Here is a 13,608-nt window from a genome sequence, read left to right on the forward strand (position 1 = left end):
CCACCCCCCCCGCGACCGGCATCTCCCCAGTTGCTGTGGGAGCGGTCACCGACCGCGACCTCTGCCTACTGCAGCCGGTGCAGGCTCACATCATCCAGGTACACATTCCCGCCCTGGAAGCTGTCCACAATCGGAATGACCAGCAGGCTCTTGACCGCCTTGCCGCCCAACTCCGCCGGGATCTCCATTGCCGCCACCAGCAGCTTCCACTCCCCGGTCGTCGGGCTGATCTTGGTGCTCGCGTTCGGTAGGTTGGCGCCCTGCTCATCCCGCGGGGTGATGACGAGTTCCAGTGTGCCCTTCGGCACGTCCTGGCCCGCGGGCACATACGCCCACGCCAGCGCCACATACCGCCCCGGCCCGGGGAAGGGCAGGCCGTAGACCGGTCCACCCCGGTACATGTGGTCACACAGCACACTCGTCTTGCCGGTGTGCGCCTGGTCCTGGCTCAGCACCATCTTCCCCACCGGCGGGCCGGTCTCGCCGCCCTCGGGCTTGACCCACGGGCTCCACGGCTTGATCCCGTCCTCGAAGGAGGCGTTCTGCGTCAGCACCTCCGTCTTGCCATCGGCGACGGCGAGCATGAAGCTCGCCTGCTGCGCCACGAGCGGGCTGTCGGACTTCGCCAGGCTTTCCACCTTCTGCCGCACCGCCCCGCCTTTCATGACATAGTCCATGACTGCCCACAGCCCTGCCCCGCCCCAGGTGTCGCCCGCCAGTGCCGCGAAGCGGTCTATCCCCAGCGGGTTCACCAACACCGGGTCCTTCGGGTACACCTCCAGCGCCAGGTGGCGCCGCCTTTGCGCCATCGCCATGGCCGTGGCCGAGTCGTCGAGTGCTCTGAGCGCATCGGCCTCCGTCGCCAGCGTCGGGGGCACCGCCGCGTTCGCCAGGTACGCCAGCGCCGAGGCCTCGTAGTACTGGAAGGCCTTCTCCAGCAACTCCGCCCGCGCCCGCTGCTTGGGCGTCTCGCACTTGGCGAGGCACGAGTCCAGCAGCCGCCGGCTCTCGGTGATGTCCTCCCGTTTCACGTCCGCCAGGTAGCCCGGACTGCCGAAGTTCAGGTACTGCCCGCCCTTGGAGAACCACTTGGAGTTCAGGATGTCCTGGGTCCAGAAGCGCTCCCAGATGGCGTAGTAGGCCGCCAGGTCCGGCGCGGCCTTAGGCCCGACGCAGCGGACGAACCACTCCTTGAGCAGCGTGTCCACATCCTGGTTCGGGTTCCACCACAGCCTCAGGAAGACGTACGGCTTGGGGCCCTCGCCCCAGTTGGGGTAGATCTCGGCATAGTGCGCCTTCACGCCCTGCTGCTGCGCGTAGCGCTCATACACGCCATTGTGGTGGAACCACACCCGCGGCAGGCAATAGGGCGTGCCATAGATGTAGTCATACCACCCCAGCGTCGGGCTGGCGGCATGCCAGGCCTCCGTGGCCGCATGGCCGTCGCGCTCGACCTCCGGGTCAATCCACTTCATCCGGTCATAGGTCATGTAGGGGATCAGCCGCTCGTGCACCTTGACGTGCTGGGGCGGCGCCGCCACCTCGCTGTACGCCAGGCAGCCGAACCACTTGTCCGGGTACTGCTTCAGCACCCCGGCGATGACCTGGTTGCACCAGTCGTAGTAGATGTCCGAGTAGTCATACATCCCCAGGAAGTTCTTCTGCTCCGGCAGGCGCGCCAGGCACTTCGGGCACCGGCAGTGCCCGCTGCTGTCGTTGACCCCCAGCGAGAACGACGGCGCCTCGGGGTGGTCCTTGAAGAACTGGCAAATCGCCTCAATCGCCACCTGCACCGTCCCCGGCTCGCTGAAGCACGGCTGCCAGCCGTGATAGTACTTGTCGGGGGGCAGGGTGCGCGTCTGCCCGTCCTTCATGGGGAAGAACTCGGGATGGGTCTTGGCATACAGCTCGGGCTTGAAGATGTTCTCGCCCAGGCTGTGATGGAAGCTCACGCGCCCGTGCATGCGGTTGCAGCGCGCCCAGTCCGCCTGCGGCGCCCCGCGCAGGCCGCTGAACAGCCGCGAGAAGAACACCGGTTGGTCCTGCAGCCTGCCCTCGCGGATGCGGATGGTCCGGGCGGCAGGCACGTCGGCCCCACTCTCCCCCGGCAGCAGCCACCGCACGCCAAGATACCGCTCGAGCAGGTCATAGACGCCGAACTCGGTGCCCCAGTCCGTCGGCCCACAGATGCTGACCGCCCGCCCCTTGGCGGTGATGACAAAGCCGTCGTCATCCAGCCCCTGGGGCAGGGAGGCGGGCCACAGCTTCGTCCGCCCGATCAGCACCAGCGGCTGCTTCGCATCGGCCTGTAGGTCGCTCTCGGCCACGATCGGCAGCTCCGCCCCGGAGGCCTCCTTGATGATAGCCGCCAGCGTGCCGGCTACCGCCTTGAGCTGGTCCGACGCCTCCGCCGGCAGCACAATCCGCGCCAGGGGCTTCCCCTCGCGCACGAGAGTAATGTCCGCAGCGAACACACAGCCGGCGGCCAGCAGCATCACGGCCAGGAGTGCAGTCCGTCGCATGGCAGGCTCATCTCCTTCGGATGCCCCCATGGATGCAGCGTCACGGGGGGAGGTTTCGCTCCGGCGCAGGCCCGACCTGCGTAGCCATACCTACTCAGGATGATGTACCGCTACGCATTGCACCGTGACACGTTTGGTGCTATATTCGCGCGCGTCCCGCCGCACATGCTCCACCACACGGGAGGAAGATTCCCATGCATCGCCTCAGTCATGTGTTTGGCCTCACGCTGTTGTTGGGTGTGGTTAGTCTTGCGGGGGCGCAGGACGCCGACTTGCCGTGGCGTTCGCGGGACTGCAACGTCCATTGGAGCGGCTGCAACTGGATGTGGCTCAACACCCACATCCAGGCCTGGCTCACCGGTCCGGACGGCAACGACCCGGGCCCTGACGGCGCCAGTCACTTCAAAGTGCAGAACGACTCGAAGTACCCGTGCTACGTCTCCGGCACGGCCATCGGCATCGGCAGCGGGAGCGCCGCCGGCCTGGTCGAGGCGGGCCGCACCCGCCTGATCTCCCTGGCCATCCCCCACGACAAGGACCACCCGATTACGCTGATTACCGTCAGCTTCAAGTGGGTGGACGAGGCCGCCGCCGAGGAGGCCGCGCGCAGACGCGCCGAGGAGGAACGCAAACGCCAGGAAGAGGAGCAGAAGCGCCAGGAAGAGGAGAAGAAGAAGGCTGAGGAGCAGCGCCAGCGCCAGGCCGAGGAGGCCCGGCGGCAGGCCGCGGCCGCGGCCCAACAGCAGGCCCAACAGGCGGCGGCCCAACGCGCGCAGCAGACTGAGACAGTCCGCCAGATACTCCTGCAGTCCCAACAGCGCCTCCAGAACATCAACCAGGGCGCCGAGGCCATCGCCCAGCTCATCACCGGCTACAACCCCAACCGCCGGCTGACCGAAGCCGAGTGGAAGGACAGGATGCAGCGCGGCTACCAGGCGAACGACCTGCGCGCGGAGGGAGACTACCTCTACGAGATCGGCTGCCTCGACGCCGCGATGGCGCAGTACAACGCGGCCCTGGCCCTACGGGATGACCATGATGACTCCTACTTCGGCAGAGGGCGTGTCCTGTACGACCGCGGTGAATATGACGAAGCCATCGCGCAGTTCACAGCGGCGCTCAAGGCGTGCAGGTACCCCACCGGTCAGGTTGAGTACTACTGCTGGCGGGCCAGGAGCTACCTGCAGAAGGGGGACTTCGGCAAGTGCCTCACCGACTGCGGCAAGGTCATCAAGCTGGACGCCAAGAACGAGTACCACCGGCTGCCGGAAGCCTACAGCTTGCGTGGCACAGCCTATGCACTGCAGGGCAAGCCTGACCTGGCCCTCAAGGACCACGACCAGGCAGTCCAGATGCGACCCACGCAGGAGATCCGCCTCCGGCGCGCCCGGCACTACATTAGCGTCGCCCGCTACGCCGACGCGATTGCCGACTGCTCCGCACCCATCGCGGAGTGTCTTGACAGCAAGGACCTCGACGAGGTCCCCCACGAGGTGGCGGACGCCTACTACACGCGGGGTGTGGCGCGACTGCTGGCCGGTGACGCCACCGAGGCCAAGCGGGATGCGCAGCGCAGCCGGCAGTACGGTGTCGCCGATGACTGGTATGATCTGTACCAGAAAGTCGGCCTCCCGAGCGCGCCCGACCAGGCCCAGGCCGAGGCGCTCATCCGACTCGGCGGGCGCCTCTACGACAACGGTTTCCGGAACAACGACCGGGATAAGGCGCCGGCGCTGTTCGCCAAGGCGGCGGAGCTGTGCCCGACCAGCGCCCTGCCCCGTCTGTGCCATGCGCGCAGCATGATCACCCTCGACTGGGACCAGCACTACGCCGATTATGACGCCGCGGTGCGGGCCGATCCCGACTGCGCGCTGGCCCGGCTGCTGCGCGGGAGGGAGATCTGCGGTACCGAGCGCTGGTCAGAGGGGATCGCGGACCTCACGCGCGCCATGGAACTCGACCCGGAGCTGGCCTCGAGTGCGACCTACTGCACGAGGGCGAGTGCCTGGAGGTCTCGCGGCAACCTGGACGCGGCCGTTGACGACTACACGGCCGCCCTGCGGCTCGATGCCACGAGCATTGATGCGTACTTCGGCCGCGGCGAGGCGCTCCGGCAGAAGGGCAGCATGGAAGCGGCGCTCAGCGATCTGAACGAGGCGATCCGTCTGGCCCCCAAGCACGACTGGGCCCTGGCCTCACGCGGGGCCGTGTACCTGGCGAAGGGCGATACCGCCCACGCCCTGGCTGACCTGAACGAGGCCATCCGACTGCGCCCCAAGTACCCGTGGGCCCAGTATGTCCGCGCCGCCGTGTACCTGCGCCAGGGCGACCAAACGGCTGCCCGCGCGGACGCCATGGCCGCCAAGCAGCAGCGCTACACCAGCGACTGGCTGCAGGTGTATCAGACCCTCGGCCTGTAGCCCCCACCTTCCTCCCCCGGACACGCGAGAGCGGCCGTCATCCCTGACGGCCGCTCTGTCGTCTCCGCCTCACTGCAGCCCCTGGTACCCTAACGACGCCATGACCCAGTAGGCCAGCATCGCCAGGCCCGCCGAGGCCGGGATCGTCAGCACCCACGCCGTGACGATGTTCCCCGCCACCTTCCACCGCACCGAACTCAGCCGCCGCGACGAGCCCACCCCCATGATCGAGGAGGAGATCACGTGCGTCGTGCTGATGGGCGCGCCCACGTGTGTCGCCGTCTGGATCACCAGCGCCGCGGCTGTCTCGGCGGCGAAGCCGTGGATGAACTTGAGTTCCATCACGTTGCGGCCAATGGTCTTGATGATCCGCCAGCCGCCGAAGGCCGTCCCCAGCGCCATGGCGCCGGCACAGGCGATCTTGACCCATGTCGGGATGTGGAAGCTGGAGATGAAGCCGCCCGACAGCAGCGCCATGCTGATGATGCCCATGGACTTCTGCGCATCGTTGCCCCCGTGGCTGAAGGCCATGAAAGCGGCGGACCCCACCTGCAGGTACCGGAACCAGTGGTTCAGCTTGTAGGGCGTCGCGCGGCGGAACAGCCACAGCAACAGCACCATGATGAAGAAGCCGCCGATGTACCCGGCAATCGGCGACAGGACCAACGCGATCACGATCTTCTCCAGGCCCGCCGGCTTGAACACCCCGTAGTGCAGGCTCCACGTGAGGGTGCCGTCGGCCTGCAGCCAGCGGAACTGCGACAGCCCGGCCGCCCCGATGACCCCGCCGATCAGCGCGTGGGAGGAGCTGCTGGGCAGGCCGTAGTACCAGGTGATCAGGTTCCAGGCGATGGCCCCGATCAGGGCCGCGAGCACCACCCCGTGCGTGATGGCCGCCGGGTCCACGATCCCCCTCCCGATCGTCCCGGCCACCGCCTCGGACACGAAGGCCCCCGCGAAGTTCAGCACCGCCGCCATCAGGATGGCCGCCGGAATGGTCAGCGCCTTCGTCAGGACTGAGGTCGCGATCGCGTTGGCGGTGTCGTGGAAGCCGTTGATGAAGTCGAAAGCCAGTGCCGCCACGACAATGGCGATCAACAGCGGATCAAGCATTCTTGACCACCACGGCCTCGACGAGGTTCGCCGCATCCTCGCAGGTGTCCAGCGCCTCCTCCATCATCTCGTAGATATCCTTCCACTTGATGATGTCGCGCGCGTCGGGCGTCTCGCGGAACAGCGCGCCGAGCGCCTCCTTCAGCAGCGCGTCGCCCCGGTTCTCCAGCTCGTTGATCGTGGCGCAGTAATGGCTGCTGCCCGGCTGCAGGGCGTGCAGGGCGTGCATGTTGTCGCGCAGCACCGTCGTCGCCTGCAGCAGCAGGTCGGCAATCTTCTGGCAGTACGCCGTCGGCTCCTTGATGTCGTAGGTGCGGAAGCGGTCAATCACGCCCTTGACGTGGTCCGCGACATCATCCAGCCGCTCGGCCAACCGGTAGATGTCCTCACGGTCCAGCATCATCGGCGTAACAAAGGTGGTATTCAACCGCTCCACAATGCCGTGCACGACCTCATCGCTGGCGTGCTCGACCTCGTCAATCTTGCCGATGGCGTACGGCATCCGCTGGAAGTTGTCCACCACTTCCTTCAGGGTTGCGGCCGCCTCCAGCGCATGGTCGCTCAGCTCCTGGAACAGCGCGAAGAAGTCCTCTTCCTTGGGCATGAAGGCGCCGAGCACCCGCTGGAAGCCGGCCAGGGGGCGGCGCTTGGACGGGGGTTGGGGCATCGAGGGAACAGCTCCTTAACAGTAGGCTAGTCTGGCCCTAACAATGGATTATTCTACCTCAGAACCGGGGAGAGCGAAAAGGCCCTTCTCGGCCCGGCCGTTGGAGCGCGGCTCTCCAGAGCCGCAGCCGTTGGCCGTAGGAGCGCCGGCTTCCAGCCGGCAGCCGTTGCCGTGCCCCGGAGAAGGGCCTCGCCCGCACCGGCGCGAATAGACCCCTCGGTGAGGCCCTTGGCGCGCAAAGAATGGCGAGACAAGAACAAGCTCAACGACCTGAGCACCCGTGACTGGCTCCTGTTCCAAAAGAGCTGGTTCGTCCACAACCCCCCGCCGCGGCAGAAGGGCGTCCTGCGCCACCCGGCCAAGTTCCCCGAGACGATGATCGAGGAGTTCATCCGCTTCTTCACCAAGGCCGGGCAGGTCGTCCTGGACCCCATGGCCGGCACCGGCAGCACGATCATCGCCGCCGCCCGCACCGGCCGCATCGGCATCGGGGTGGAGTTGCAGGACCAATACGCACAGATCGCCCGCGAATGGCTGGCGGAGGAGCTCTGTAGGGCGGGGGCTTGTACCCCGCCTGCCGATAGCGGTGTCGAGGCATCGGGCGGGGTACAAGCCCCCGCCCTACAGTCCCGCATCATCACCGGCGACGCCCTCCGCCTCGGCCGCCTCAAGCTCCCGCCGGTTGACTACTGCATCACCTCCCCCCCATACTGGGACATGCTCCGTCGCCAGGGCTTCGAGACCCAGCAGAAGCGCGCCGCAGCGGACGATCTGGACATGTACTACTCCGACGACGAGGCCGACCTGGGTAACATCGCCGACTACGACCACTTCCTGCGCCTGCTGCTGCGGGTCTACCGCCAGGTGGCGAAGGTGCTGCGGCCCGGGGCCTACCTGACCGTCATCGTCAAGAACGTGAAGAAGGGCGGCACGATCTACCCGCTGGCCTGGGACCTGGGCCGGGGCCTCGGCCGCTTCCTGACGCTCAAGGACGAGAAGATCTGGTGCCAGGACAACCAGCGCCTCGCGCCCTACGGCATGGGCAACGCCTGGGTGTCCAACACGATGCACCACTACTGCCTGAACTTCCGGAAGGACCAGCCATGACAGTGCACGTGCCGGCCGTCGCAGCGCCCGTCGCGGCGGAAGTGGATGTGCTGGTGTGTGGAGGCGGCCTGGGGGGCGTGGCCGCCGCGACCGCCGCCGCGCGCGCGGGGGCCCGCACGCTGCTGGTGGAGCGCAACAGCACTCTCGGCGGCGTCGCCACCGCCGGCATGTGCTGCTCGATCTTCAACTGCTACCTCACTGCCAGTGGTGCCTCGGGCGTGACCGGCCTCGCCGTCGAGGTCGCCGACCGCCTGGCTGCCGCCGAGGGCTATGGCGCGAAGTGGCGCCGCCACAAGGGCCACATCATCTACGACCTGGAAGCTGCCAAGCTGGAGTTGCTGGAGCTGGTCGAGCAGGCCGGAGCGGCGGTGCGCCTGGGCGGGGTCGTGACCGGCGCCCTCACCGACGGCGACAACCTCCGGGGCGTAATCGTCCATACCAAGCACGGCCCGCAGGCGCTGCGGGCCCGCGTGGTCGTGGATGCCACCGGCGATGCCGATGTGGCGGCCCTGGCGGGCACGCCGCTGCATCGCCAGGAGCGCGGCCTGCACACCCTCTGCTTCCGCCTGGGCCGGGTGGACGTGGACGCCTTCGTCCGCTACTTCGCCGAGAACCCCGCCGAATACGCCGAGCACATGGATGTGGACTGGACGCTGCCCGAGGCCCTCGCCCAGTACGAGGACTGCGGCACCTTCCTGTTCCCCCACGGCGGCGGGATGCAGATGACCGCCTTTCAGCAGGCCCGGCGCGACGGCCTGCTCCCGGAGACGGTCGGCCTGCAGGACCAGGTGGACGCCGCCCAGATGCACGCCCTACGTCGCACCGGCATCGTCCACGTCATCTCCGGCTTCACCCATTTCGACGGGCTGGACCCTGACCTCATCACCCGCAGCCTCAACGATGGCCGCCGTATGGTCTTCATCCTGGCCGAGGTCTATCGCCGCTACATCCCGGGCTTCGCCGACTGTTTCGTAGCCAGCACTGCCGACAACCTCGGCGTCCGCGCCTCGCGCTACCTCGACGGGGACTTCGTCTTCACCCGGGAGATGCGGCAGGCCGGGGTGCGCTGGCCCGACGCCGTCGGTCGCCTGGTCGGCTGGGATGACGCGGTGCGCCACCACGGCAAGAACGCCTGGGGCGTGCAGACCATGCAGGACGACAGCTTCGATGTGCCTTACCGCTGCCTGCTGCCGCGCCGCACCGAAGGCCTGCTCATGGGCGCCGGGCGCAGCGTCAGCGCCGCCGAGCCGTTCCTGCTGCGCACCATGGTGCAGACGATGGTGGTCGGCCAGGGCGCCGGCGTAGCGGCTGCCGTCGCGGCCCGCGCCGGAGTCACCCCGCGCGCGGTCCCGCTCGCGGACGTCCAGGCTGAGCTGCGACGCCAGGGGGTAGCGCTGTGATGGCCCCACGCCTCCGGGTCGCCTATCTCGACCACGCGGTGGATGTCGGCGGGGGCGCCGAAGAGGCCCTCGTGGACCTGCTGCGCTTCCTGGATCGCGACTTCGTCGAGCCCCGGCTGATCGTCGCCGAGCGCACCGACTGGCTACGCGACGTGGACCTCGCCGAGGACGAGATCGTGCGCTTCTTCCCCGAAAGCGGCGAGGTACTGGAGCGCTCGCGTGACACGCTGGGCGACTCGCGTTCGAACCTGCGCAGCCTGCGCCGCAGCCTCGGCCCCGTGCGCGGCCTGGCCCACCTCCTGCGCCGGCACCACGTGGACATCGTGCACACCAACTCGCTCAAGACGCACGTGCTCGGCGGCCTGGCGGCGCGGATGGCGCGCAAGCCCCTCGTCTGGGATGTGCGTGACATCCTCGATCCAGGCCCCGCCCGCCGCCTGCTGCTGCAGGTAGCGCGCGTGACGCGTCCTCACATCATCGCCATGTCGGCGGCCGTCGGCCGCTTCCTGGAGCCCGCGCACTGCCCGACCAGCGTCGTCCATGGCGGCCGTAGCCCCGAGCATTTCCGCCAGGTCCCCGCCTCGGACGCCCTGCGCGCCGAGCTGGGTCTCACGCCCGACAACGAGGTCGTGACCGTCATCGCCCGCCTCACCCCCTGGAAGGGCCACATGGTGCTCCTGGACGCCTTCCGGGCGGTGCATGTCGAGCGCCCGCAGGCGCGGCTGCTCGTCGTCGGCGCCCCGACCTTCTGGGAAGAGACCTACCTGACCGAACTCCAGGAGCGGGCCGCGCAGCTCGGCTGTGCCGAGGCCATTCGCTGGACCGGCTTCCGCGATGACATCCCCGCCATCCTGTCGCTGACGGATGTCATGGTGCTCCCCTCGTTCAACGAGCCCTTTGGCATCGTGATCGTCGAGGCCATGATCGCCGGCAAGCCGGTGATCGTGTGTGACTCGGGCGGCCCGCCGGAGATCGTGGAGGACGGCGCCACGGGCCTGATCGTCCCCACGCGCAAGGTCGGGCCGCTCGCCGATGCCCTGGTGACGCTCCTGTCGGATCCGGTCCGCGCCCACGAGATGGGCCGCCGCGGCCGCAAGCGTGCCGTCGAGCACTTCGACATCCGCCGCTCCGTGCGTGACATCGAGCACATCTACCGCCAGATCATGGCCCGCTAGTGCCGGCTCGCGGAAGCTCGCGTCACAATAGGCGGTGGGCGTCGCGGCGAGGTCGCTGCGCGGCGTCACCGCGACACCCACGACCTGTCTGCGTCAGCACGCAACCCGATGCAAGTCAGCACTAGTGTGCTGTCCAGGTGATGGTTAGAGGCTGTCCAGTAGGGCAGGCGGCTCGCCTGCCCGCGCGGGCGGGCCGCCCGCGCTACTGGGACCACAGAGCCAATCGCGGGACACAACACCAGTCCGCACCGGGCGCAGCGGTACGCCCGACACTCCTGTCGGGCGCAAAGGACTACGGACCCCACCCATGTCCAACACACCCCTCCTCAAGATCTGCGGTCTCACCACCATCGCCGACCTCGGCCACGCCCGCCGCTGCGGCGCGGACTTCCTGGGCCTGGTCGTGGAGCGTCCGGGCGTGGCGCGCTCGGTGAAGCTGTGGCAGGCCGAGCGCCTGGCGCGCGTGGCGCCCCGGCAGACCGTGGCCGTGGTCGTCAGTGACCACCTGGACTTCCTGCGTCAGGTGGCCGAGCGCCTGCACCCGCGCGCCCTGCAGATCCACAGCGCCCACGCCGCCTCCCTGGCGTCCGAGTTGCGCGGCCTCTGCCCGATATGGACTGCGGTCGGCTTGCCGCCGCGGGGCGAAGCGGCGCAGGCAGCGGAGGCCCTGGAGGCCATCGCGGCGGCCGCCACGGCCGGGGCGGAGATGATCGTCCTCGACACCTCCGTCAGGGGGCAGACCGGCGGCACCGGCCGGACCTCGGACTGGGAGGTCGCGGCCGAGGTCGTCCGGCGCTCGCCGCTGCCGGTCCTGCTGGCCGGTGGGATCGGCCCGGACAACGCCGCCGAGGCCCTGGCGCGGGTGCGGCCGGCGGGGCTCGACGCCAGCAGTCGCTTGGAGATCGCCCCCGGCCGCAAGGACCCTGTCGCGGTCCGCGACCTCGTCCGCGCGGTCAAAGCATAGCCGCATGTCGGGAGCTTTGTAGGCAGCAGGAAGTCAGCGTGTTGTCGGCGAAGGAGGACGCAGTAGCGAACCACCAAAGGAGGTCAGCATGTTCCGACGCGGCTTCACACTGATTGAGCTACTCGTGGTCATCGCCATTATCGCCATCCTGGCAGCCATCCTCTTCCCGGTCTTTGCCAAGGCGCGCGAGAAGGCCCGCCAGGCCAGTTGTCTGGCCAATGTCAAGCAGATGGCGCTGGGCATCATGCAGTACACGCAGGACTATGACGAGAAGGTCGTGCCGGCGCTGATCTACGCCTGGGGCGCCGGCGCCGGGCCGGTCACCAACAACTCCGCCTTCTACGACGCCCGCAACGGCTTCGACCTCATCTACCCGTACGTCAAGAACGTGCAGATGGTCTACTGCCCCTCCGGCTACACGAGCGGCTCGACCTATGCCGGCAACTACGGCTTCAACCAGGCCATCTGCGTGGATGCCCGCAACCCGGTCACCACACCCCCCATCAGTCTCGGCGCCATCACCAAGCCCGCCGAGTGCTTCATGGCTCTCGACGCCGGTCCGTACATGTGCGGCTACACCAACATCACCGCCCCAAACGGCAACTTCTGGTACATCCCCGGCACTGCCGCCGGCCGCAGCCCCACCGCCGGCTCGTATGCCCTGACGGGCTTCTACGCGACGGACTACGCCTCCGGCCGCCACAACCAGGGCGTCAATGTCGCCCTCGCCGACGGCCACGCCAAGTGGTTCTCCGGCGCCTCGCTGATGAACCACCCCGAGTACTGGGCGCCCTAGAACGGACTGGGCGGAGTTGGCGCTGGCCAAGGCGGTGGGTGGCGCGTCGTGTGCGCCGGGCCCCGCCGCCGATAGTCAGTAGCGCGGGCGACCTCGCCCGCGCACACCGGGCCCCGCCGCCGGCGCAGCACAGCAACAGAGCGGGGCGCACCGATCCGGTGCGCCCCTGCCGTTTCCGCGTCCAGAGCCGCTCAGCCGTTGGCTTTGCCTGTCAGGGAGGTGATGCGAATGCGGACGACCGTGGTGCCCTCGATGCCGCCGTCCTTGTACGTCTGTGGCTCGGGCGTGAAGTGGCTCATCAGCACATCGAGGCCGTGCTTCTTCCCCTCGTGGTCCTCGACCATCTCCGCGACCCCCTCGCCGGTGACACTGGCGTAGGCGAAGCCCCAGCCGCAGGCCACCTCGCCGGGCTTGACCTCATACTCCGCCTCAATGGCGAAGGCCACCTGCGGGTGGGCCCGCAGCAGGTCAATCTTGCGCCCCTCGGCGGCGCAATGGAGGTACAGGCACTCCCCGTCATAGCCGTAGCTCATGGGGATGACGTAAGGGGCGCCCTCATCGTGCATCGCCAGGTACAGGACCTGGTGGCGGCGCAGCAGGGCGTCCATCGCGGCGCGGTCGGCGATCTCGCGGTCGTGACGGCGCATGGGCATGCCTGGCTCTTCAGTCGCTGATGAGGCTCGTCGGCGGCAGTCCCTCAGACATGCGGCGCGCGGCCAGCGCCGCGCCGATCATCCCCGCCTCGTTCCGCATCTGCGCCACCTCCACCCGCGCCCGCGTCTCGATGAAGGACAGCCACTTCTCCGGCTTGTTGCTGATCCCCCCGCCGATGACGAACAGGTCCGGCCAGAAGAGTGCGTCGAGCGCCCGGATGTACTCGCCGGCCCGCTGCGCCCACTTCTCCCAGCTCAAGTCGTCGCGCTTGCGGGCCGCGTCGGAGGCGACGCTCTCCCCCTCGCGCCCGTTGACGTCCATGTGCCCCAGCTCCAGGTTCGGCACCAGCCGCCGCTCCACAAACAGCGCCGTGCCGATGCCGGTGCCGAAGGTCAGCATCATCACCACCCCGCGCTCCGGCCGGCCGGCCCCGAACTGCATCTCGGCCAGTCCGGCGGCGTCGGCATCGTTGAGCACGACCGTGGCGCAGCCCGTCGTGTCGCCGATCAGCCCGGCCGCGTCGGTGCCGATCCACTCCTTGTCCACGTTCGCCGCCGTGTGCGCCACGCCGTCCTTGATGACCGCCGGGAAGGTGCAGCCGACCGGCCCGGTCCAGACGAAGTGCGACACGATCTTGGCGATGACATCGGCAACAGCCCTGGGCTTGGAGGGGTCTGGCGTAGTGATGCGATGCCGCTCGGACATCAGCTCACCCTTGTCCGTGTCCACCGGAGCGCCCTTGATGCCCGTGCCGCCGATGTCTATGCCCAGTACCTGCATGTCACTCTCC

At 68.4% G+C, this 13,608-nt stretch carries 11 protein-coding genes; 6 read left to right on the forward strand and 5 right to left on the reverse strand.

The genetic code is table 11. The features are described from left to right. Positions 1 to 65: 65 nt before the first annotated feature. Positions 66 to 2,522, reverse strand: a complete 2,457-nt coding sequence (locus LLH23_19910) for a DUF4838 domain-containing protein (GenBank protein MCE5240733.1) — start codon at positions 2,520 to 2,522, stop codon at positions 66 to 68. Between the two features lie 194 nt (positions 2,523 to 2,716). Here LLH23_19910 and LLH23_19915 point away from each other — a divergent pair, with 194 nt between their 5' ends. After that, entirely contained in the window at positions 2,717 to 4,942 is a 2,226-nt protein-coding gene (locus LLH23_19915; GenBank protein ID MCE5240734.1) for a tetratricopeptide repeat protein, read from the forward strand. Positions 4,943 to 5,011: 69 nt separating this feature from the next. Here LLH23_19915 and LLH23_19920 read toward each other — a convergent pair whose 3' ends face one another. Together LLH23_19920 and LLH23_19925 are read right to left on the reverse strand one after the other, a co-directional pair. Next, positions 5,012 to 6,055: an inorganic phosphate transporter gene (locus LLH23_19920; protein MCE5240735.1), complete on the reverse strand. Its 1,044-nt coding sequence runs from the start codon at positions 6,053 to 6,055 to the stop codon at positions 5,012 to 5,014. Further along, positions 6,048 to 6,722, reverse strand: a complete 675-nt coding sequence (locus LLH23_19925; protein ID MCE5240736.1) for a DUF47 family protein — start codon at positions 6,720 to 6,722, stop codon at positions 6,048 to 6,050. The genes LLH23_19920 and LLH23_19925 overlap by 8 nt, the downstream gene beginning before the upstream one ends. A 228-nt stretch (positions 6,723 to 6,950) precedes the next feature. Here LLH23_19925 and LLH23_19930 point away from each other — a divergent pair, with 228 nt between their 5' ends. From LLH23_19930 to LLH23_19950, 5 genes are all read left to right on the forward strand, one after another. After that, a complete protein-coding gene (locus LLH23_19930) occupies positions 6,951 to 7,829 on the forward strand; it encodes a site-specific DNA-methyltransferase (protein ID MCE5240737.1) in 879 nt (292 codons plus the stop codon). Then, on the forward strand, positions 7,826 to 9,229 hold the full coding sequence (locus LLH23_19935) for an FAD-dependent oxidoreductase (GenBank protein ID MCE5240738.1): 1,404 nt from the start codon (positions 7,826 to 7,828) through the stop codon (positions 9,227 to 9,229). The genes LLH23_19930 and LLH23_19935 overlap by 4 nt, the downstream gene beginning before the upstream one ends. Then, positions 9,229 to 10,404: a glycosyltransferase family 4 protein gene (locus LLH23_19940; GenBank protein ID MCE5240739.1), complete on the forward strand. Its 1,176-nt coding sequence runs from the start codon at positions 9,229 to 9,231 to the stop codon at positions 10,402 to 10,404. The genes LLH23_19935 and LLH23_19940 overlap by 1 nt, the downstream gene beginning before the upstream one ends. A 307-nt stretch (positions 10,405 to 10,711) precedes the next feature. Further along, a complete protein-coding gene (locus LLH23_19945; GenBank protein ID MCE5240740.1) occupies positions 10,712 to 11,368 on the forward strand; it encodes a phosphoribosylanthranilate isomerase in 657 nt (218 codons plus the stop codon). 88 nt (positions 11,369 to 11,456) lie between these two features. Further along, on the forward strand, positions 11,457 to 12,164 hold the full coding sequence (locus LLH23_19950) for a DUF1559 domain-containing protein (protein MCE5240741.1): 708 nt from the start codon (positions 11,457 to 11,459) through the stop codon (positions 12,162 to 12,164). Between the two features lie 191 nt (positions 12,165 to 12,355). Here LLH23_19950 and LLH23_19955 read toward each other — a convergent pair whose 3' ends face one another. Next, complete coding sequence (locus LLH23_19955) at positions 12,356 to 12,817, reverse strand: pyridoxamine 5'-phosphate oxidase family protein (protein MCE5240742.1); 462 nt, start codon at positions 12,815 to 12,817, stop codon at positions 12,356 to 12,358. Positions 12,818 to 12,827: 10 nt separating this feature from the next. Then, positions 12,828 to 13,598 carry an ROK family protein gene (locus LLH23_19960; GenBank protein ID MCE5240743.1) on the reverse strand — a complete coding sequence of 257 codons (771 nt, stop codon included), beginning with the start codon at positions 13,596 to 13,598 and terminating at the stop codon, positions 12,828 to 12,830. Positions 13,599 to 13,608: the final 10 nt, after the last annotated feature.

Source organism: bacterium, assembly GCA_021372615.1.
Taxonomy (GTDB): domain Bacteria; phylum Armatimonadota; class Zipacnadia; order Zipacnadales; family UBA11051; genus JAJFUB01.

What these genes read in the sequence shown, in the direction of transcription:
- LLH23_19910 (MCE5240733.1), bottom strand. Translation starts at nt 2,522, where the DNA reads ATGCGACGGACTGCACTCCTGGCCGTGATGCTGCTGGCCGCCGGCTGT.
- LLH23_19915 (MCE5240734.1), top strand. Translation starts at nt 2,717, where the DNA reads ATGCATCGCCTCAGTCATGTGTTTGGCCTCACGCTGTTGTTGGGTGTG.
- LLH23_19920 (MCE5240735.1), bottom strand. Translation starts at nt 6,055, where the DNA reads ATGCTTGATCCGCTGTTGATCGCCATTGTCGTGGCGGCACTGGCTTTC.
- LLH23_19925 (MCE5240736.1), bottom strand. Translation starts at nt 6,722, where the DNA reads ATGCCCCAACCCCCGTCCAAGCGCCGCCCCCTGGCCGGCTTCCAGCGG.
- LLH23_19935 (MCE5240738.1), top strand. Translation starts at nt 7,826, where the DNA reads ATGACAGTGCACGTGCCGGCCGTCGCAGCGCCCGTCGCGGCGGAAGTG.
- LLH23_19940 (MCE5240739.1), top strand. Translation starts at nt 9,229, where the DNA reads ATGGCCCCACGCCTCCGGGTCGCCTATCTCGACCACGCGGTGGATGTC.
- LLH23_19945 (MCE5240740.1), top strand. Translation starts at nt 10,712, where the DNA reads ATGTCCAACACACCCCTCCTCAAGATCTGCGGTCTCACCACCATCGCC.
- LLH23_19950 (MCE5240741.1), top strand. Translation starts at nt 11,457, where the DNA reads ATGTTCCGACGCGGCTTCACACTGATTGAGCTACTCGTGGTCATCGCC.
- LLH23_19955 (MCE5240742.1), bottom strand. Translation starts at nt 12,817, where the DNA reads ATGCCCATGCGCCGTCACGACCGCGAGATCGCCGACCGCGCCGCGATG.
- LLH23_19960 (MCE5240743.1), bottom strand. Translation starts at nt 13,598, where the DNA reads ATGCAGGTACTGGGCATAGACATCGGCGGCACGGGCATCAAGGGCGCT.